This window comes from Pseudomonas sp. Marseille-Q7302 (genome assembly GCF_965111925.1).
Genome location: NZ_CBCOPK010000001.1, coordinates 3573718 through 3593960, shown reverse-complemented (window position 1 = coordinate 3593960; position 20243 = coordinate 3573718). Strand labels below are relative to the sequence as shown.

Sequence of the window (20243 nt, the reverse complement as noted above, 5' to 3'; positions counted from 1 at the left end):
CCGGCCGAAAAGGCCGGCGTGAAAGGATTCAGCTGACCACGCGGTAGCAGGGCTCGTAGGCCGCGCCGCCCGGTAGCTTCATGCGGTGCTGCTCGACGAAGGCCTGCAGCAGCCGGTCTAGCGGGCGCATGATGTCGGGATCGCCATGGATCTCGTAAGGCCCGCGTTCCTCGATCAGCTGGATGCCCTTGGCCTTGACGTTGCCCGCGACGATGCCGGAAAAGGCGCGCCGCAGGTTGGCCGCCAGTTCGTGGGGCGGCACGGCATGGGTCAGTTGCAGAGCCGCCATGTTCTCGTGAGTGGGATCGAAAGGACGCTGGAAGCCTTCCTCGATGCGCAGCAACCAGTTGAAGTGGAAGGCATCGTGACGCTCGCGGCGGAACTGCTTGACCGCCTTGAGGCCCTGGGCCATCTGCCGCGCCACCTCGACCGGATCATTGACCACGATCTGGTAGTGGCGCTGGGCGGCTTCGCCCAGGGTGGCGCCGATGAAGGCGTGCAGCTGCTCAAGGTAGGGCGCGGCGCTCTGCGGACCGGTGAGTACAACGGGGAAGGGGATGTCTCTGTTGTCCGGATGCATGAGGATGCCCAGCAGGTAGAGGAACTCCTCCGCCGTGCCGGCGCCGCCGGGAAAGATGATGATGCCGTGGCCCGCGCGGACGAAGGCCTCCAGGCGTTTCTCGATGTCCGGCAGGATCACCAGTTCGTTGACGATGGGGTTGGGCGCCTCGGCGGCGATGATGCCCGGCTCGGTAAGGCCCAGGTAGCGTCCGCCCTGGATGCGCTGCTTGGCGTGGGCGATGGTGGCGCCCTTCATCGGCCCCTTCATCACGCCCGGGCCGCAGCCGGTACAGATGTCCAGGCTGCGCAGGCCGAGTTCGTGACCGACCTTCTTGGTGTACTTGTATTCTTCGGTGCTGATGGAGTGACCACCCCAGCAGACCACCATCTTGGGTTCGACTCCGGCGCGCAGGGTGCGGGCGTTGCGCAGCAGGTGGAAGACGTAGTCGGTGATGCCCTCGGAGCTCTCCAGGTCGATGCGCAGACTGCTCTGCTCGCTCTCGGTGTAGACGATGTCACGCAGGGCGCTGAACAGCATCTCGCGGGTGCTGGCGATCATCTCGCCGTCGACGAAGGCATCGGCCGGGGCGTTGACCAGTTCCAGGCGGACACCGCGGTCCTGCTGATGGATGCGGATCTCGAAATCCTGGTAGGCCTCGAGGATGGTCTTGGCGTTGTCGCTGTGGGCGCCGGTGTTGAGGATGGCCAGGGCGCACTGGCGAAAGAGCTGGTAAAGCGTGCCCGAGCCGGCGGCGCTGAGCTGCTGGACCTCGCGCTGGGAAAGGGTCTCCAGGCTGCCCTTGGGGCTGACCTGAGCGTTGATGACCTGTCTGCTTGGAGCCATAGATGCTTCCCTATCGGTGATACGGCCGAACGGCGACCGTAGCCGGATGCGGACCGCTTCATGCGATCCGGCACTGTCATTGTTGGGGGCGCGGGCGCCGGAATGCAAACGGGGCCGTGTCAGACCGCGGCGGTGACGTCCAGCACCTGGATGGAGGTCGCGGTTGGATAGTGCCAGTGCACCTCCACATCCCACAGCCGCACTCCGTAGCGCCGCTCGGGCGTCGGCGTCTGGTAGGCCGGTCGCGGATCCTGGGCCAGGCACTGCTCGATCAGCTCGGCCAGGGGTTCGCCCAGGCGCTGGCCATGGGCCTCGGCCTGGGCGCGCGCGGCCGCCGCCCAGCTGACCGCCAGTGCGGGCGGTGGCGCCTCGGCGATGGCGTTGTGGGCGCCCGGAGGGCTGTCGGCATAGGGCACATAGGGCTTGATGTCCAGCACCGGGGTACCATCGAGCAGATCGAGGCCCGAGAGCAGCAGCCGTCCCGGTTCGAGGCCGTCGAGGCGCACCACCGACTGGCCGATGCCGTTGGGTCTGTGGGTGGCGCGGGTAGCGAAGACGCCCAGGTAGCGATTGCCCCCCAGGCGCGGCGGTCGCACCCGCAGGCGCGGCTGGCTTTCCAGGGCCTGATGGAAGAGGAACAGCAGCCAGACGTGGCTGACGCCTTCCAGGCCCTCCACCGCCTCGGGACGGTCGAAAGGCGGCAGCAGTTCCAGCACGCCGCGGGCGGCTGGCGCCAGGGCCGGCTGCCGGGGAATGGCGAACTTCTCCTTGAAGCAGGAACGGACGTGGCCGATGGGGGTGACGCTGTGCTGCATGGGACTGGGCCGTCTGATGCGGGGTCGACCATTATGCCCTGCTCGAGCCCTCCGGTAGCGTGGCGGCCTGGGCATCGTGCGCGTTGCGCCGCACGCCGCGCAGGTTCATCGCCGCCAGGCCCAGCTGGAGCATGATCAGCGCATAGGCTTCGGCCTGCAGGCCCCAGGCGATCCACAGGCCGTTGCTCAGGAGAAACACCCAGAAGCCCAGGTTGCGCCGGCCCTGGCGCTGGGAGGCCACCAGCCAGGCGGCGAGCAGGGTGATGGCCATGGCCGGCCATTGCAGCAGATCGAGCATTTCCATGGATGACCTTCAAAAGAGTGACTAATGAAGGTGAGCCTCTGGAGCCGTCCCGAGTTCCGGGCAGGGGGATCAGGGCGCCGGATGGCGCGCCTGGGCGTAGGCGATGAAGCCCTCGATGTCGGGGTTGCATAGCCGTTCGCCAGCGGCGAGGATGTCCGCCTCCGGCCAGTTCCACCAGGCGATGTCGAGCAAGGTTTGACAGGTGGCCTCGGGAAAGCGCCACTTGATGAAGCGCGCCGGATTGCCGCCCACCACGGCATAGGGCGGCACGTCGCGGGTGACCACGGCGCCCGCGGCGACCACCGCGCCATGGCCGATGGTGACCCCGGACAGGATGAGGGCATCGGTACAGATCCAGCAGTCGCTGCCGATCACCACGTCACCGCGGGTACCGCCGTAGTCGGTGATATGGGCCAGGCCATCGACGAAGGCGGGGAAGGGGTAGGTGGTCACCCAGTCCAGCCGGTGCAGACCGCCGAGCAGGATGCGTACCCCCTCGGCGATGGAGGTATAGCTTCCCAGACGCAGGGTGGCGCCTTCCTTGAGATCGAACACCCTGGGCGCGCCATAGGTGCCGGCGCCGATCTCGTAATCGGGCAGCTCGCGGCGCAGACGCGCCGTGCGCTGGTGCAGCCGGGGCAGGGCGGCCAGCGCCTGACGTTCACGTTTCTTGCGCAGCTTGTCGAGAAAACCCATGGCGATGCCCTGGCGAAGAGTATCCGGCAGGATACAGAAGCGTTCGGGCGTCGCTCAATCGCTGGGTTCAGCGCTGACTGCTGTCCTGGCCGGGGACCATGCCGGTCGCTGGCAATCCCAGCTGGTCGGCCAGGTCCTGCAGATCGCTCGCGTCGATATCCCAGCCACCGGCCGAGACCTCGCCGCCGGCCGAACCCTTTTCACGCGGGCGCTGGATGAAGGCGGTGGCCAGGCCCAGCTCCTTGGCTGCCTGCAGATCGCCGTTGTGGGCGGCGCAGAGCATCACCTGCTCGGGTTGCAGATCGAGCAGGGCGCAGGCGCCCAGGTACACTTCTGCGGCTGGCTTGTAGCGCCGGAACAGATCGGCGCCGAACAGCATGTCCCAGGGCAGTCCGGCATGGCGCGCCATGTCCAGCAGGAGGCTGACGTTGCCATTGGACAGGGCGCAGACGGGGTAGCCCTGGCGCAGCCGCTGCAGGCCCGGCACGGCATCGGGCCAGGGATCGAGGCGATGCCAGAGGCGATTGACCCAGGCCACCTCGGCATCGGTCAGGCCGACCAGGCCGTGGCGTGGCAGCAGTTCGTCCAGTGCCAGGCGATGAACGTCGTCGAGGGGCAGCCAGGGCAGGCTGCGTGCTTCGATCTGCGGCAGGATGGCCTCGTAGGCTTCGGCGCGCCAGGCATCGGCCAGCCGCTCCCAGTCGCCCTGGACGCCATGCTTGGCGGACAGCCCCTGCAGGCCGTTGACCAGGCTGCCGCGCCAGTCCACCACGGTGCCGAAGACATCGAAAAGTAGCGCCCGAACGGTCGTCGTCATGGGTAGACTCCTGCAGAAGGTTGTCTCCACCAGACGGAACACCCGTGACCAGGGTTCCCCCCGAGTGCCCGAAGGTCACCCCTGCCAAAGGATCTCCGCATGAAGCTGCGTCACCTCAGCCACTGGGTGTTCGACCTGGACGGCACCCTCACCCTGGCGGTACACGACTTCGCCGCCATTCGCCGCCACCTGGGCATTCCCGAGCAGGCCGACATCCTGCATCACCTGGCCGACCTGCCGGCCACCGAGCGCGAGGCCAAGCACGCCTGGCTGTTCGAGCACGAGCGGGAACTGGCCGTCGCCGCGCGCCCGGCGCCGGGCGCCGTGGACCTGGTGCGCGCGCTGCATGAGCGCGGTTGCCACCTGGGCATCCTGACCCGCAACGCGCGCGACCTGGCGTTGCTGACCCTGGCGGCCATCGGCCTGGAAGACTGCTTCGAGCCTGCCGCCGTGCTCGGCCGCGACGAAGCGCCACCCAAGCCCCATCCGGGTGGCCTGCTGCATCTCGCCGAGCGCTGGCAGGTGGCGCCCACCAGCCTGGTGATGATTGGCGATCACCGCTATGACCTGGAGTGCGGGCGAGCGGCGGGCTGCCGCACCCTGCAAGTCAACCAGCCTGGCGATCCCTGGCCGGCATCGCGCGACCAGCGTTTCGAGGACTGCACGGAAATCCTGGCGGCGCTTTGACGCTGTTAAAACGTCCACTAGGCGCAAATAGTCTGTCGGTTGCCTGGGGGATGGCTAAGATGCTGACTTTGGATTCATGCCAGGCCAGTCGTATGAGCCTTCAGCGATCTTCCAGCGATCAGCAGCCTGCCAGTGACCTGCGCCAGTACGAGCGCCAGACCCTGGAAAGCCTTGCCACCGGGCTGCCGTTGGCCAACGTGCTGCATGCCTTGATGCAACGGGTGGAGCATCTGGCGCAGGTGCGCCTGCATGCCTGCATCCTGCTGCTCAGCGATGACGGTCGTTTCTTGCAGGACGGGATCGCGCCGAGCCTGCCGGACGCCTACAGCCGCGATCTCGGTCGGCTGGAAATAGGTCCGCAGGCGGGTTCCTGCGGCACCGCCGCCTACCGGCGCGAAGCCGTCTATGTCGAGGACATTGCTCGCGATCCGCTGTGGGCCGGCGCTCGGGACCTGGCGCTACGCTACGGCCTGCGCGCCTGCTGGTCGATGCCGCTGCTGGCGCTGGATGGCCGGCTGCTGGGTACCTTCGCCAACTATTTCCTGGAGCCGCGGCGCCCTCTGGCCGCCGAGCGCGACGCCTTTCGCCTGGTTACCGAGACCGCGGCCCTGGCCATCGAGCGTCATCAGGCGGATCTGCAGCTGCGCGAGAGCGAAGACCACTATCGGCACCTGGTGGAGCTCAATCCGCAATACACCTGGACCTGTGACCCCAGCGGCCGCCTCATGGTCTTCTCGCCACGCTGGCAGCAGCTGACCGGCCAGGGTGACTTGCAGGCCGAGGACTTCTGGACGCTGCTGCATCCGGATGACCGGCTGGTGACCCGGCGAGCCTGGGACGCGGCGTGCCGCGCCGGCCAGGCCTACGATCAGGAGCATCGGGTGCGGCTGGCGGATGGCAGCCATTGCTGGATGCGCACCCGCGCCTATCCGCGCCGCGACGAGGCCGGGCGGGTGATCCGCTGGTATGGTACCAGCGAGGACATCGACGACCGTCGCGAGGCCGAGGAAGCATTGCGCCGCGAGCGCGCCACCCTGGAGGTCCAGGTGCAGGCGCGTACCGCCGAGCTGGAGGAGCGCAACCGCCAGCTGCACGAGGAGATGCACAGTCGCGCCCAGGCCGAGGAGCTGCTGCGCCAGGCGCAGAAGATGGAGGCCGTGGGCCAGCTCACTGGCGGCATCGCCCATGATTTCAACAATCTCCTGGCCGGCATCCAGGCCAGCCTGGATCTGTTGCGCCGCCGGTTGCCGGCGGAGGCCCTGGCTGGCGTCGGCGGGCTGCTGGATACCGCGACCCAGTCGGTGGGGCGAGGCGCCAGTCTCACCCATCGCCTGCTGGCCTTTTCCCGTCGGCAGACGCTCAATCCCCAGGCGGTCGACGTGGCCCGGCTGATCGGCGACTTCCAGGAGTTGCTGCTGCACAGCCTGGGGCCGCAGATTCGCTGCCAGCTCGATCTGGATGTCAGGCTCTGGGACGTCGATGCCGATCCCCACCAGCTGGAAAATGCCCTGCTCAACCTGGCCATCAACAGCCGCGATGCCATGCCCGCAGGGGGCACCCTGACCATCAGCGCGCGCAACTGGGTGCAGCGCGACGCCGACCCGGCGCTGCCGGCGGGTGACTACCTGCTGATCGAGGTCGCTGACGACGGCGTGGGCATGCCTCCGGAGGTGCTGGAGCGGGTGTTCGAACCCTTCTTTACCACCAAGCCCGTGGGCCAGGGGTCCGGGCTGGGGCTGTCCATGATCTATGGTTTCGTGCGGCAGTCCCGTGGCCAGGTGAACGTGACCAGTACGCCGGGGCAGGGCTGTCGGGTGAGTCTGCTCCTGCCGCGTCATCCGGCCCCGCCGATCCGTGTGCCCCTGGCTGCCTCCAGCGCTAGGGTGGCCCGCGCGCTGCCTAGCGTCCGGGTGCTGCTGGTGGAGGACGATGCGGTCATTCGCGAGTTGCTGGTGCAGCTGTTCGTCGACCAGGGCTGGCGTTATCGCGCTACCGTCGATGCCGACGCGGCCCTGGAGGCGCTGCGCGAAGGCGAGGGCTTCGACCTGCTGATCACCGATGTCGGGTTGCCGGGGCTGAACGGCCGGCTGCTGGCCAACGCGGCTCGTATCCTGCGCCCGCACCTGCCGGTCCTCTTCATCACGGGGTATGCGGCGGGCAGCGAGCCGCCCGTGCCCCTGATCGGTGAGCGGATGGCCGTATTGGCCAAGCCCTTCACACTGGATGCCTTCGTCGCCAGAGTGCAGGACATCCTCAGCACTACCGAGCGACTGGGTTTCGAGGGCTAGCCGCCAACGCCGAACAGCGCCCGGCGGCCTGCGGCGGAGGTGAAGATGGCATCGCCGTTGTGACCGACACCGGGCACCTCCACCAGTTGCTGGCGCAGCCCCGGATGACGGTCTTGCAGGTAACGGTAGTAACTCAGCCCGCGTGCCAGCCGATAGGGGCCCTGCGCTTCGGCGGCGCAGCTTTTGTCCAGCGCCGGATGCTGCGGATTGGTATCACGGGCGCCAAGCAGGTAGGTGATGTCCAGGCTCACATAGTGCTGCTCCAGACTCGCCGCAGAGCGCCCTTCGGCATAGGTCGGCAAGCCCTGCATCCCATATTTCCAGGTGTCGAAATCCGCGCAGGCGGCAGCATTGGCGAAGGGCACGGGCCGGCCCTGGGGATCGGGTCGCTGGCTATCGAAATAGGCATAGGACGACGGATTGGCCACCACGAATCTCAGGCGGATGCCGCGGCTGGCCAGTTGGCGCTCACCCTGGCCCAGGACGGCGTAGCGCTGCACCACCTGGCCACCGCCGGAATGGCCGGCGATCACCACCTCCTGCAGATTGGGCAGGTGCTGGCGGTCCGCCAGGCGAGCGAGGAGGGCGTCGAACACCGCGAAACTGCTCAAGGGTTGCGGGTCCAGGGCGGGCTCGCCGCCCATCCAGGCATTCCCTTTCCAGCGCAGCAGGTCGTCAGGCAATCGATGACGCTGGATATCCGTTTCGTTGAGAAACTGCGGGGCGATCACCAGGGTATCCGCGCCTGCTCCCGCCGCCGCCGCCGCCGTCTCGCCGGAGCGAAAATAGGTCGCGGCATTACGCAGGCGGCCATGGACGATCACCAGGGCGCGGCGAATTTCCGGGTGCGGCTGATTCCAATCGATGGATAGCTGCAATGCGGCCTGCGCCTGACCGATCGGCAGGCGGTCGTCGACGATACGGGCGACGCCTTCGTGAGGCGCCGCCAGGACGGAGCCCCAGGCCAGCGCCAGGCACAGCGCTAGCAGCCGATGCATCGAGGATCTCCCGGGGGATCAGAGCGCCTTGGCGGCGAAGGTGTCGCAGCTCTCCACCTTGCCACTGTCGAAGCCCGCGCGGAACCACTTGACCCGCTGCGCCGAGCTGCCATGGGTAAAGGAGTCCGGCACCACGCGACCCTGGGACTGGCGTTGCAGGCGGTCGTCGCCAATGGCGTTGGCGGCGTTCAGGGCCTTTTCCAGGTCACCTGGCTCCAACCAGTTCAGCCGCTTCTGGGCATCGTTGGCCCAGACCCCGGCATAGCAGTCGGCTTGCAGTTCCAGCCGCACCGATAACCCGGTGGCACCTTCGGTGGGGATGCCACGGCGACGGGCCGCTTCCATCTTGCTGGTGGTGCCGGTGAGGTTCTGCACGTGGTGCCCGACCTCGTGGGCAATGACATAGGCACGGGCGAAGTCGCCATCGGCGCCGAAGCGCTGCTGCAGTTCCTGGAAGAAGGTGAGGTCCAGGTAGACCTTGCTGTCCGCCGGGCAATAGAAGGGACCGCTGGCCGCCGTGGCGCCACCGCAACCGGATTGCACCTGGCCGTTGAACAGCACCAGCTTGGGCGGCTGATACTGCTCGCCATGGGCCTGGAAGATGCGCGTCCAGGTGTTTTCGGTCTCGCCCAGCACCACGCGGACGAAGTCCACCTGGCGATTGTCGGCCGGGGCGGTGGTCTGCTGCTGGCTCGGCGCGCTCTGGCCGCTGAGGCTGATCAGGTTGCCGAGGATCTGGGTCGGGCTCTGGCCGCTGAGCAGGCCGAACACCACCACCAGGGCCACGCCGCCCAGGCCCAGGCCGCCACCGATCTTCATGCCGCGTCCACCGCTGGCCTGTTCTACATTGTCGCTACGTTGTCCCTTGTCCCACTGCATGGCGGCCGCCTCGTTATTGTCGTCATCGCTAGGACCGCAGGGCGCGCCAAAAATGCGTTACCGGAAATGACAACGCCCGCGACGGGCGCGGGCGTTGTCGGCGGAACGGAGCGCGGGATCAGGCCGCGGTCTGGCCCTGCTTGAGGCTTTGCATGTCGATCACGAAGCGGTACTTCACATCGCTCTTGAGCATGCGCTCATAGGCTTCGTTGATGTCCTGGATGGCGATCTGCTCGATGTCCGAGACGATGCCGTGCTTGGCGCAGAAATCCAGCATCTCCTGGGTCTCGCGGATGCCACCGATGAGCGAACCGGCCAGCTGACGACGCTTCATCACCAGGTTGAACACGCTGGGCGCCGGGTGCGGCTCGGCGGGTACGCCGACCAGGGTCATGGTGCCGTCCCACTTGAGCAGGGTGAGGAAGGCGTCCAGGTTGTGCGGCGCGGCCACGGTGTTGAGGATGAAGTCGAAGCTGTTGGCATGAGCGGCCATCTCGTCTTCGTTCTTCGAGACCACCACCTCGTCGGCGCCCAGACGCAAGGCGTCGTCCTTCTTGTTGGCGCTGGTGGTGAAGAGCACCACATGGGCACCCATGGCGTGGGCGATCTTCACGCCCATATGGCCCAGGCCACCCAGACCGACGATGCCGACCTTCTTGCCCGGACCGACCTTCCAATGGGCCAGCGGCGAGTAGGTGGTGATGCCGGCGCACAGCAGCGGTGCCACGGCGGCCAGGTTCCCGGTGTGGCTCACCTTGAGCACGAACTTCTCGTTGACCACGATGTGGTCGGAGTAGCCGCCCTGGGTGTTTTCGCTGCCACCGTAGAGGTTGCCGTTGTAGGTGCCGGTGAAGCCGTTCTCGCAATAGGACTCTTCGCCGGCATCACAGGGCGCGCAGTGCTGGCAGCTGTCGACCATGCAGCCGACGCCGACGCTGTCGCCGACCTTGAAGTTCTTCACGTGGGCACCGACCGCGGTAACGGTGCCGACGATCTCGTGGCCGGGCACGGACGGGAAGAGGGTGTTGTTCCACTCGTTGCGTGCGGTGTGCAGGTCGGAATGGCAGACGCCGCAGAAGAGGATGTCGATCTGCACGTCGTGGGCACCCGGCTCGCGGCGCTCGAAGGAGTAGGGCGCCAGGGGCTGGTCGGCGGACTGGGCAGCGTAGCCTTGGGCTTGGCTCATGAGATACCTCATCTAGATGGTGGAACGGGGGCGGCCAGGCGGGCCTGGCCAGCTAGCAAACCATCGATCCTGCGCAGCCAGGCACGGCGGCGCCAATCGATCGTCTCGATAATCGTCATGCTGCCCATCGATGGAACTCGGGTCAGGCAGGGGTACGACGTTTTACGACCGGGGTGTCTGGGACGATGTTCCCGTGGCGCACGGCCTGGTGCGACGCAGCCGTCGACCGGTCGTGCCTAGCGGGACATCCGCGGCGCCACGGTAGGCAACAGGCGCGTGGCCAGGTGGTCGAGCAGCAGCCGGACCCGGGGTAGGGTCTCGCGACTGCGCGGCCATACCAGGTTGATCGGCGAGCCGTCGACGGCATGCTCGGGCAGCACATCGACCAGGGCGCCAGTGGCCAGGTGCTCGGCGATCAGCCAGGTCGGCAGCTGGGCGATGCCATGGCCAGCCAGCGCCGCCAGCACCTCGCCTTCGCCATCGCCCACTACCAGCCGCGGCTGGAACACCCAGCGTTCGCTATCGCCCGGCTGCTCGCCGCGCAGCTGCCAGGGGCTGACCAGGCCGTCGGCCTGGCGAAAGCCGATGCACTGGTGATCGACCAGGTCGGTCGGGGTCTGGGGTCGGCCATGCTGGGCAAGATAGGCCGGAGCGGCGCAAAAGACCTGGCGCTGGGTACCGAGGAAGCGATGCCCCAGGCTGGCCGGCCAGGCATCGGAGCCGCCGATGCGCACCAGGATGTCGATGCCCTCGTGCACCGGATCGACGAAGCGATCGGCGAAGGACAGATCCGGTTGCAGCAGGGGATAGCGGTGCAGCAGTTCCAGGATCAGCGGCAGTACGTGCAGGCGGCCATAGGAAGCGGGCAGGTCGATGCGCACCCGGCCATGGGGCTCGCCCTCCTGGGCGGTCAGCCCTAGCTCGGCCTGTTCCAGCTCGGCCAGCACCCCGGTACAGGTGCGATAGAAACTGGCGCCGGCCTCGGTCAGGCTCAGGCGGCGGGTGGTGCGCTGGAACAGCCGCACGCCCAGCCGGCTTTCCAGTCGCGCCACGCTCTTGCCGACGGCCGAGCCGGTGAGATTGAGGCGCTCGCCGGCTGCGGTGAAGCTGCCGAGATCGGCCACGGTGACAAAGACGTCGAGACCCTTAAGACGTTCGGAAGAATACAAGGGCAGTTCCTTATTGCGGAATCTGATTCCGGTGAAAGAGGAATTTATACCCAGGATACGCCGTTAATTCTCCAATAGGCTGGAATCAACCCTGAGACAAGGCACTCCCTTATCTACAGCGCCTGCGACTGCCGCAGGCTCTCTCTCAACCCTATTGGAGGTTTCATGCGCAAGGGCACTGCTCTTATCGTTGGCGTTACCGGCATTTCCGGCTACAACCTGGCCCACACCCTGGTGGCTTCGGGCTGGACCGTCTATGGCCTGGCCCGTAAACCCGTGGCCCAGGAAGGCGTCATCCCGGTCGCCGCCGACCTGCTGGATGCCGAGTCCACCCGCCAGGCCCTGGCCGGCCTGCCGATCAGCCACGTGTTCTTCTGCACCTGGACCCGCCGTGACACCGAGAAGGAAAACGTCGAGGCCAATGGCGCCATGATGAACAACCTCTGCCAGGCCCTGGCCGGCGCGCCGCTGCAGCACCTGGCGCTGGTCACCGGCACCAAGCACTACCTGGGTTCCTTCGAGGAATACGGCAGTGGCAAGGCCGAGACGCCCTTCCGCGAGAGCGAACCGCGCCAGCCCGGCGCCAACTTTTACTACACCCTGGAAGACATTCTCTTCGCCGCCGCCGAGCAGCATGGCTTCGGCTGGAGCGTGCACCGCTCCCACAGCATGATCGGCCAGGCCAAGGGCACCAACGCCATGAACATGGGCCTGACCCTGGCGGTCTATGCCTCCCTGTGCAAGGCCACCGGCCAGCCCTTCGTCTTTCCCGGCTCCCGTACCCAGTGGGACAGCCTGACCGACGTCACCGACGCCGGCCTGCTCGCCGAGCAGCTGGAGTGGGCGGCCCTGGCACCGGCCGCGCGCAACCAGGCGTTCAACACCGTCAATGGCGATGTCTTCCGCTGGCGCTGGCTGTGGAGCGAGATCGCCGCCTTCTTCGACCTGGAGCCGGCACCCTATCCCGAGCAGCCCATGCCGCTGGAAGCGCGGATGAAGGACACGGCCCCGGCGCAGTGGCGCAAGCTGGCCGAGGAGCACGACCTGGTGGAAGCCGATGTCGACAAGCTCGCTTCCTGGTGGCACAGCGACGCCGACCTGGGTCGCGAGATCGAATGCCTCAACGACATGACCAAGAGCCGTGACCTGGGCTTCTTCGGCTATCGCGACACCCGGGCGAGCTTTCTCGACCTCTTCACCCGCCTCAGAGCCCAGCGCCTGATTCCCTGAGTCGCTCTGGATCGCCGGTTCCCGTGAACGCGGGCAGCCGGCGGTTTTCACGGGCCGTTCCGCGGGCGCAGAATGCGATTTCCTGTCGCAGGATGCGCCCCATGCTCGAAACCCTCGCTGCCCTGATTCCCGCCTTCAGTCCGCTCGATTGGCTGTTCATCGAAGCCATCGTGGTCCTCGCCTACCTGATCTTTGGCGTGGCCGGTTTCGGCAGCGCCCTGGTCGCAGGTCCCTTGCTCACCAGCTGGATGCCGCTGTCGCGCATCGTGCCGCTGCTGGTGATGCTGGATTTCCTCGCCTCCTTTCATAACTGGCTGCCGGATCGCCGCGCCATTGCCGGGCGCGAACTCAGGCGATTGCTGCCCATGCTGCTGCTCGGCGCCGCCCTGGGCACCTACCTGCTGATGCGCACCGATGCCCGGCTGCTGATGCTCTGGCTGGGGCTCTTCGTGGTCGCCTATTCCACCTACAGCCTGCTCACACCCAAGGGTTTTCGCCAGCTGGCGCCGGCCTGGTCGATCCCCGCAGGTGGCGTCGGAGGCCTCTGCGGCGCCCTGTTCGGCAGTGGCGGGTTTCTCTATGCGCTCTATCTCAACGGCCGCCTGGAAGACAAGAACGCCATCCGCGGCACCCAGAGCTTCCTCATCGGCTGCAGCGCCTCCATCCGTATCGTCCTGCTGCTGATCGCCGGCGCCTACAGCGACGGCAGCCTGCTGCTGCTCGCCGTCTGCCTGCTACCGGCCATGTTGCTCGGCGGCTGGATCGGTCGCCACCTGCAACGGCGCCTGTCCCGCGAACGCTTCACCCGGTTGGTGACCTGGCTGGTGCTGGTCTCCGGCGTGACCCTGATCGGACGGTATCTGGCGGGGTAGTCAGGTCATCCCGGGGCGGAAGATCCGTAGGTTGGGGTTGAGACAGCTTCATCGTCGAAGCCAAGCGCCAGGCCGCGCCGTGGAATGTTGGGCTTCGCTGCGCTCAGCGCCAACCTACGTCGCTGGCGATCCTGATCGGACGGTATCTGGCGGGGTAGTCAGGTCATCCTGGGTGGAGGACCCGTAGGTTGGGTTGAGACCGCTCCATTGTCGAAGCCCAGCGGGGCCGCACCGTGGAATGTTGGGCTTCGCTGCGCTCAGCGCCAACCTACGTCGCTGGCGACCCTGATCGGACGGTATCTGGCGGGGTAGTCAGGTCATCCTGGGGCGGAAGATCCGTAGGTTGGGTTGAGACAGCTTCATCGTCGAAGCCCAGCGCCAGGCCGCACCGTGGAATGTTGGGCTTCGCTGCGCTCAGCGCCAACCTACGTCGCTGATCGCGGCCATGCCGGTGCGTCGTAGCGACCGCTCCTACGGGAAGCGGATACTCCTGTAGGAGCGGCCCATGGCCGCGATGCTCTTGGATCGCCATAGGATGGAAAACCGCCTGGCGTTTTCCCCGACGCCTCGACGTCGGGAACTCCCAAGCCCACCTAAGTCTCCGCTCTAGAGCCCCTTTGCGGAGAACTCCCATGCTCACCTCCATCCAGGCAGGCGTATTGGACGTGACCTATCAGGTCCAAGGACCGGAAAATGGCCCGCCGGTCCTGCTGCTGCACGGCTTTCCCTACGACATCCATGCCTACGATGAGGTGGCCGACGAACTGGCTGCCGAGGACTGCCGGGTCTATGTGCCCTACCTACGTGGCTATGGCGCAACGCGCTATCTAAGCGCCGACACCCCGCGCTCCGGCCAGCAGGCCGCCCTGGCCCACGACGTCCTGGCGCTGCTCGATGCCCTGGGTCTTGAGCGGGCGACCCTGGCTGGCTATGACTGGGGCGGTCGCGCCGCCGGCATCGTGGCCGCGCTCTGGCCGGAGCGGGTCGCGGGGCTGGTACTGGGCGACGGCTATCCGATCCAGGACATCGCCACCGCCGCTACGCAGCCTGGCGCCCCGGAGGCGGAATTGCGTTATTGGTACCAGTACTACTTCCACGGTGAGCGGGGCCGCGCAGGCCTGGCGGCCCATCGCCGCGACTTCTGTCGATTGCTCTGGTCACTGTGGTCGCCCAGTTGGCACTTCAGTGATGCCACCTACGCGCTTACCGCCGCGGCCTTCGACAATCCCGATTTCGTCGACACCGTGATCCACTCCTATCGCCACCGCTACGGCCTCGCGCTGGATGATCCGGCCTATGCCGAGACCGAGCGCCGGCTCGCCATGCAGCCGCCCATCAGCGTGCCCACCACGGTATTGGCCGGCGCCGACGACGGCGTGACGAAGGTACAGGGCGAAGCCGTTGTAGCCCGGCATTTCCATGGGCCTTTCCGCTACGAGGTGGTGCCCGGGTGCGGCCACAACATTCCCCAGGAAGCGCCCGCTGCCTTCGCCGCCGCGGTAAGGGAGCAGCTGCCGTAGGTTGGCGCTGAGACGGCTCCATCGTCGAAGCCCAACGCCAGACCGCGCCGTGGACTGTTGGGCTTCGCTGCGCTCAACGCCAACCTACGCTGAAAGGCACCCAATTCGTAGGTTGGGCTGAGAAGGCTCCATCGTCGAAGCCCAACAGGTGCGGTAAAGCCAGAGCCGTGGAAAACGCCGCGCGGTTTTCCACCTTACGGAGATTCGAGCGTAGATACCGTCTTCCACCTCAGTGTGCAATTGCCAATGCAGGATCGAAAGGCTTGCCCGATTTGAGCACGCCATAGGCGATGCTCAGCAGCTTGCGCATGGCGGCGCAGACGGTTTGTTTCCCTTTTTTGCCCTTGGCTTTCAGGCGCTCGGCTTGCGCCTTGATCGCGGGGTTATGGGTCAACGCCACGACGGCAGGCAGGTACAGCGCGGTGCGCAAGCGGGCTGATCCCGTACGCGAGATACAGGTACGGCCACGATAGGTGCCAGACTCCTGCAAGCGTGGATCCAGACCCGCAAAGGCAGTGACGGCGCGGGCATGAGTGAAGCGACCGATATCGCCCAGCTCAGCTAGGATCAGGGCTGCGGTCTTGTCGGCGATGCCGTCTATGCTCACCAGCAGATCACGTTTGCCGCGCAGGTCCGGATCATCGTCGATGTGCCGTTTGATCTGCTCTAGCGTCCAGGCAATCTGTTCATCGAGCCGCTGCAGGACTGCTCGGATCGAGTCCTGGACGTTTTCCGGGCTGACCTCGAGTCGGTTGAGCTCCATCTGCCGCAGCGATCGAAGATCTTCCAAGCGTCGGGTCAGCGCGCGGAGTTGGCGCAAGGGCAGAGGCTCAGGTTGCCAGGCCCGTAGTCGATCCAGATGCAGCTGGCCATAGGTGGCAATCAGCTTGGCATCGAGCTTGTCTGTCTTGCTGCGCTGCAGCTGACTTTGTGCATAGCGGGCAACCTGCGCAGGGTTGAGTATGGCGATCCGATAGCCCAAGGCATGAAAGTGCTCGGCAAGGGCTTCGTGGTAGATGCCGGTCGCCTCCATCACGATCCAGGCGTCCGGTTCGGCATGCCGCTGCAGCCAGTCGGCAAAGACCGCGAAGCCTGCCTTGTCGTTAGCCAGTTTGCCCTTGGTTCGATACTTGCCGTTGGGTTGCAGCATCGCCAGATCAAAGGTGCGCTTGGCGATATCGATGCCCACTACCACTGCCATGAGATCTCCTCCACGAAGGTGTCTTGATGATCACGTCATCCTGTCCAACCTTGCGTAATACGAGCTCTTGTGGCTCCAGATACCGTTCGGACTTAATGGATGAGTGTGGAGGAGGCAGCCCAATCTACGTTGCAAGCTCAAAGGCTTAAGGGTGGATACGGCTTGCCATCCTCCCCCGATGATCAGTCGGGGACTATGACCTCGCAAAGGGGCCGTAGTCGAGATACAAGGGTGGATAACGGCGCAGCCTTATCCACGCGCACCCGGCCCTACCGTCCCAACACCTCCGGATTCGCCAGGCCAGTCGGTTCGCCGGCGAAGAAGCCCACCAGATTGGCGAAGGCTTCGCCGAAATAGAGTTCGTAGCTGTGCTTTTCCACATAGCCCAGGTGCGGCGTGCAGAGCACCTGGGGATGGGCGAGCAGGGGATCGTCCGGCGCCACGGGTTCCTGCTCGAAGACATCCAGCGCCGCTTGGCCGGGATGCCCTCGCTCCAGCGCGGTGAGCAGGACGCCGGGCTCGATCAGGCCGGCGCGGGCGGTGTTGACCAGCAGGGCAGTCTTCTTCATCCGTGCCAGGTCCTCGGCGCGCACGCAGCCGCGGCTGCGCTCGCTGTATCTGAGGTGCAGGCTGATGACATCGGCCTCGGCGAAGAAAGACTCCTGGCTGGTCGCTGCGCGATGGCCGTCGGCTTCGGCGCGGGCGCGCGAGGCCTCGCTGCCCCAGACCAGCACCGGCATGCCGAAGGCCTGGCCGTAGCGCGCCAGGCGCTGGCCGATCCTGCCGTAGCCCCAGATGCCGAGGATCTGCCCATCCAGCCGCTCGCCCAGGTTGACCTGCCAGCGCCCGGCATAGAGGGCGTCGATGGCCGGCTTGAGCTTGCGGCGGGCCATGAGGATCAGCGTCCAGGTCAGCTCGGCGGTGGAGACCGGCGAGCCACTGCCTTCGCACACCGCCACGCCCTGGCGAGTGCAGGCGGCCACGTCGAGGTGGGCAGTGGCCTTGCCGGTCTGGCTGATCAGCTTGAGCCGCGGCAGGTGCGCCAGCAGCTCGGCGTCGACGCGGGTGCGCTCGCGGGTCAGCACCAGGGCATCGGCGTCACGGAAGCGCTCCACCAGCACCTTGGGATCTCGTTCGGCGTCGTGGTAGAGCGTCACCTGATGCCCGGCGCGCTGGAGCAGGGGGTAGCAATCCAGGGTTTCGACGACGTGCTGGTAGTCGTCGGGGATGACGATATGCATGGCGGGCTCCGTTGTTGTTCTGGACCGCCAGTGGAGCACCTGCAAGGTCGTCCGACAAGATGGGTAGCGCGACGGTGGACAAGGCTGCGCCGTTGTCCACCCTACCGGTAGCCTGGAAAACCGCGCAGCGTTTTCCGGGACCTGTTTTTAATAAGGAATAACCAGCGGCGTACCCGCCAGGGGATTCTCGATCACCGCGCACTTGAGGCCGTACAGCGCCTCGATCAGCTCGGGGGTGACGATCTCCACCGGCGGGCCCTCGGCGAGAATCCGCCCGGCGCGCAGGGCGATGATGTGGTCGGCGTAGCGACAGGCCTGGTTGAGGTCGTGCAGCACCGCCACCAGGGTGCGGCCACCCGCGCGATTGAGGCGGCAGAGCAACTCCATCAGCTCCACCTGGTGGGCGATGTCTAGGAAGGTCGTGGGCTCGTCGAGCAGCAGCAGCGGCGTCTCCTGGGCCAAGGCCAGGGCGATCCATACCCGTTGGCGCTGGCCGCCGGAAAGGCTGTCCACCGCGCGCTCTGCCAGTTCCAGGGTATTGGTGGCTTCCAGGGCGTGCTGCACCGCCGCCTCGTCGGCATCCGTCCAGCCGGCGAAGGCCTGGCGATGGGGATGGCGCCCGCGGGCCACCAGGTCGCTGACCAGGATGTCGTCCGGGGCCACGGCGCTCTGCGGCAGCAGGCCGATGCGCCGCGCCACCTCGCGGGTGGGCAGGTCCTGGATCAGCCGGCCGTCCAGGCGCACCTCGCCGGCGCTGGGGCGGATCAGGCGCGCCAGGCTGCGCAGCAGGGTCGACTTGCCGCAGCCGTTGGGGCCGATGATGACGGTGAAACGGCCATCGGGCAGCCGCACGTCGAGATCGGCGCAGATCGGCTGGCCGCCATAGCCCACGGTGAGACCCTGGGCGGCGAGGCGGCTGGGAGAAGCGTCTTGGCTCATGAGGTCCGCCGCCATTCGCGGCTCAGCAAGAAGATCAGATAGAGGCCGCCCAGGGCGCCGGTGAGCAGCCCGACCGGAATCTGGAAGGGTGCCAGCAGCCGCTGGGCCAGCAGGTCGGCGAGCGCCGTGAGGCAGGCCCCGAGCAGGGCGGGGGCGAAAATGCCGAGATCGGCGCTGCGGGTCAGGCGCCGGGCCAGTTGGGGCGCCGCCAGGGCGACGAAGCCGATGGGGCCCGCGGTGGCGATGGCCAGGGCGGCCAGGCCCACCGCGACGGCCAGCAGCAGATTCTGGCTGGGCAGTACGGCCAGGCCCAGGGCCCGGGCCAGGTCGTCGCCCAGCTCCAGCAGGCGCAGCCGGCGCGCCAGCCAGGCGGCCGGCGGCAGCAGCAACAGGCAGCCGGCGAGCAGGGTCAGGGTGCGGCTCCAGGTCATCATGTCCAGGCTGCCGAACAGCCAGAGCCGGGCTTCCTGGGCTTCGTCCAGCTCGGCGCGGGTCAGCAGGTATTCGTTGAGCGAGGCGAGCAGGGCGCTGACGGCGATACCGAGCAGGATCATCCGCTCGCCACGGATGCCGGCCAGACCGGCGAGCCCGGCCACCAGCACCGCCGCCATGAGACCGCCGGTGAGGGCGCCCAGCATCAATGCCGCGCCGCCCAGTTGCAGCCAGAGCAGGGTGATGAGGGCGCCGCTGGCCGAGCCGACGGTAAAGCCCACCAGGTCCGGACTGGCCAGGGGATTGCGCGCCAGCCGCTGAAAGATGGCGCCACTGGCGCCCAGGGCCGCGCCGACGCCAAAGGCCGCCAGCAGCCGTGGCAGGCGCAGGTCCAGCAGGATCAGGCGGGCCAGGGCATCACCCTGGCCCATGAGGGTGGCGACCACCCGGTGCGGCGTCGGGGCGAAGGCGCCGCCGCTGAGGGTCAGGGTGCAGATACCAATGGCTGCCAGCATGAGCAGCAACAGGCAGGCCTTGAAACGCGCCGAGCGCCGTGGCGCGAAACGATGGCGACTCAAGGGCGCACCCGGCGGGCGGAGCGGATGATCAAGGCGAGCAGCACTGGGGTGCCGAGCAGGGCACAGACGATTCCGGCCTCCAGTTCGCCCGGCAGGGCCACGCGGCGGCCCAGGGTATCGGCCAGCAACAGCAGGTTGGCACCGGCCAGGGGCGCCAGCGCCAGGATCCAGCGCCAGTCGGCGCCCACCAGCAGGCGCAGGGCGTGGGGCACCACCAGCCCCAGGAAGCCGATGGGGCCGGCCACCGCGGTGGCCGCACCGCACAGCAGCACGATGGCGACGAAGGCCAGCAGGCGTAGCTGCCCCGGCCGGGCGCCGAGGGCGCGACCCAGGTCGTCGCCCAGGGCCAGGGCATTGAGGCGGCCGCCCAGGGGCAGGCCCAGCAGCAGGCCGATCAGCAGCAAGGGCAGGATAGTGAGGGCACCGCCCGGTGTCTGGCCGCTCAGGGCGCCTACCGCCCAGAAGCGATAGCTGTCGAATACCGCGCTGTCGAACAGCGTGATGATGCCGGTGCAGGCATTGAGGCTGGCGCTCAGGGCGATGCCGGCGAGGATCAGCCGCAGCGGCTGGCCGCGAGCCGGCGCGCTGCCGCCGAGCAGATAGACCAGGCCAGCGGCCAGGGCCGCCCCCAGCAGGGCACAGGCCAGGCGCGTCGGGGCATCGTCCAGCCCCACCAGCGACAGCCCGGCCACCACCGCGAAGGCCGCCCCGGCGTTGATGCCCAACAGCCCGGGATCGGCCAGGGGATTGCGCGTCAGCGCCTGCATCAGGGCACCGGCCAGGCCTAAGGCGGCGCCCACCAGCAGCCCGAGCAGGGTGCGCGGCAGCCGCAGTTCCCAGAGCACCACGGCATCGCTGGAATCATCGGGCGCGACGAGCAGGTGCAGGAGGTGCGCCGCCGACAGCGGCCGGGCGCCTATGCCCAGGCTCGCCACCACCGCCACCGCCAGGACGATCAGCAGCAGGAGCAGCACCAGGGCGCCTCG

At 67.3% G+C, this 20243-nt stretch carries 19 protein-coding genes; 5 read left to right on the top strand and 14 right to left on the bottom strand.

Annotated elements, in window-relative coordinates; all coding sequences use genetic code 11:
* Positions 1–28: 28 nt before the first annotated feature.
* The 5 genes from ppnN to ACWPW1_RS16745 form a co-directional block, all read right to left on the bottom strand.
* Positions 29–1405, bottom strand: coding sequence for a nucleotide 5'-monophosphate nucleosidase PpnN (gene ppnN / locus ACWPW1_RS16765; protein WP_271655665.1), 1377 nt, complete (start codon positions 1403–1405; stop codon positions 29–31).
* Between the two features lie 119 nt (positions 1406–1524).
* Positions 1525–2220, bottom strand: coding sequence for a tRNA (N6-threonylcarbamoyladenosine(37)-N6)-methyltransferase TrmO (gene tsaA / locus ACWPW1_RS16760; RefSeq protein ID WP_313649472.1), 696 nt, complete (start codon positions 2218–2220; stop codon positions 1525–1527).
* A gap of 31 nt (positions 2221–2251) precedes the next feature.
* Positions 2252–2524, bottom strand: a complete 273-nt coding sequence (locus tag ACWPW1_RS16755; protein ID WP_271655663.1) for a hypothetical protein — start codon at positions 2522–2524, stop codon at positions 2252–2254.
* Positions 2525–2593: 69 nt separating this feature from the next.
* Complete coding sequence (locus ACWPW1_RS16750) at positions 2594–3220, bottom strand: CatB-related O-acetyltransferase (RefSeq protein WP_454253475.1); 627 nt, start codon at positions 3218–3220, stop codon at positions 2594–2596.
* A 67-nt stretch (positions 3221–3287) separates the two neighbouring features.
* The gene (locus ACWPW1_RS16745) at positions 3288–4037 is read right to left on the bottom strand and encodes a haloacid dehalogenase type II (protein ID WP_454253474.1); all 750 of its coding nucleotides are present in this window, start codon (positions 4035–4037) and stop codon (positions 3288–3290) included.
* A 99-nt stretch (positions 4038–4136) separates the two neighbouring features.
* Here ACWPW1_RS16745 and ACWPW1_RS16740 point away from each other — a divergent pair, with 99 nt between their 5' ends.
* Together ACWPW1_RS16740 and ACWPW1_RS16735 are read left to right on the top strand one after the other, a co-directional pair.
* Entirely contained in the window at positions 4137–4724 is a 588-nt protein-coding gene (locus tag ACWPW1_RS16740) for an HAD family hydrolase (RefSeq protein WP_454253473.1), read from the top strand.
* A gap of 92 nt (positions 4725–4816) precedes the next feature.
* Positions 4817–7012 (top strand): ATP-binding protein, encoded by a 2196-nt coding sequence (locus ACWPW1_RS16735; RefSeq protein WP_454253472.1) that lies wholly within the window; start codon positions 4817–4819, stop codon positions 7010–7012.
* Here the strand turns inward: ACWPW1_RS16735 and ACWPW1_RS16730 are convergent.
* The 4 genes from ACWPW1_RS16730 to ACWPW1_RS16715 all read right to left on the bottom strand — a co-directional run bounded on the left by ACWPW1_RS16730 (position 7009) and on the right by ACWPW1_RS16715 (position 11244).
* Positions 7009–8010: an alpha/beta hydrolase gene (locus ACWPW1_RS16730; protein ID WP_454253471.1), complete on the bottom strand. Its 1002-nt coding sequence runs from the start codon at positions 8008–8010 to the stop codon at positions 7009–7011. The genes ACWPW1_RS16735 and ACWPW1_RS16730 overlap by 4 nt on opposite strands.
* Positions 8011–8028: 18 nt before the next feature.
* On the bottom strand, positions 8029–8889 hold the full coding sequence (gene ypfJ, locus ACWPW1_RS16725) for a KPN_02809 family neutral zinc metallopeptidase (RefSeq protein WP_059315788.1): 861 nt from the start codon (positions 8887–8889) through the stop codon (positions 8029–8031).
* A gap of 118 nt (positions 8890–9007) precedes the next feature.
* On the bottom strand, positions 9008–10075 hold the full coding sequence (locus ACWPW1_RS16720) for an NAD(P)-dependent alcohol dehydrogenase (protein WP_454253470.1): 1068 nt from the start codon (positions 10073–10075) through the stop codon (positions 9008–9010).
* Positions 10076–10311: 236 nt separating this feature from the next.
* Positions 10312–11244 carry a LysR substrate-binding domain-containing protein gene (locus tag ACWPW1_RS16715; protein WP_313650087.1) on the bottom strand — a complete coding sequence of 311 codons (933 nt, stop codon included), beginning with the start codon at positions 11242–11244 and terminating at the stop codon, positions 10312–10314.
* A 165-nt stretch (positions 11245–11409) separates the two neighbouring features.
* Between ACWPW1_RS16715 and ACWPW1_RS16710 the strand changes: the two genes are divergently transcribed.
* The 3 genes from ACWPW1_RS16710 (at position 11410) to ACWPW1_RS16700 (ending at position 14866) form a co-directional block, all read left to right on the top strand.
* Positions 11410–12474 (top strand): SDR family oxidoreductase, encoded by a 1065-nt coding sequence (locus ACWPW1_RS16710; protein WP_454253469.1) that lies wholly within the window; start codon positions 11410–11412, stop codon positions 12472–12474.
* A gap of 101 nt (positions 12475–12575) precedes the next feature.
* Positions 12576–13346: a sulfite exporter TauE/SafE family protein gene (locus ACWPW1_RS16705; protein ID WP_313650090.1), complete on the top strand. Its 771-nt coding sequence runs from the start codon at positions 12576–12578 to the stop codon at positions 13344–13346.
* A gap of 632 nt (positions 13347–13978) precedes the next feature.
* Positions 13979–14866, top strand: coding sequence for an alpha/beta fold hydrolase (locus ACWPW1_RS16700; protein ID WP_454253468.1), 888 nt, complete (start codon positions 13979–13981; stop codon positions 14864–14866).
* Positions 14867–15095: 229 nt separating this feature from the next.
* On the opposite strand, the gene ACWPW1_RS16695 is transcribed toward ACWPW1_RS16700, so the two are convergent.
* The 5 genes from ACWPW1_RS16695 to ACWPW1_RS16675 form a co-directional block, all read right to left on the bottom strand.
* The gene (locus ACWPW1_RS16695; RefSeq protein WP_454252870.1) at positions 15096–16067 is read right to left on the bottom strand and encodes an IS110 family transposase; all 972 of its coding nucleotides are present in this window, start codon (positions 16065–16067) and stop codon (positions 15096–15098) included.
* A 269-nt stretch (positions 16068–16336) separates the two neighbouring features.
* Positions 16337–17308, bottom strand: coding sequence for a D-2-hydroxyacid dehydrogenase family protein (locus ACWPW1_RS16690; protein ID WP_454253467.1), 972 nt, complete (start codon positions 17306–17308; stop codon positions 16337–16339).
* 147 nt (positions 17309–17455) lie between these two features.
* Positions 17456–18262, bottom strand: coding sequence for an ABC transporter ATP-binding protein (locus ACWPW1_RS16685; RefSeq protein WP_454253466.1), 807 nt, complete (start codon positions 18260–18262; stop codon positions 17456–17458).
* Positions 18244–19257 (bottom strand): FecCD family ABC transporter permease, encoded by a 1014-nt coding sequence (locus ACWPW1_RS16680; protein WP_454253465.1) that lies wholly within the window; start codon positions 19255–19257, stop codon positions 18244–18246. Before ACWPW1_RS16680 ends, ACWPW1_RS16685 begins: the two co-directional genes overlap by 19 nt.
* On the bottom strand, positions 19254–20231 hold the full coding sequence (locus tag ACWPW1_RS16675) for a FecCD family ABC transporter permease (RefSeq protein ID WP_454253937.1): 978 nt from the start codon (positions 20229–20231) through the stop codon (positions 19254–19256). Before ACWPW1_RS16675 ends, ACWPW1_RS16680 begins: the two co-directional genes overlap by 4 nt.
* Positions 20232–20243 lie beyond the last annotated feature (12 nt).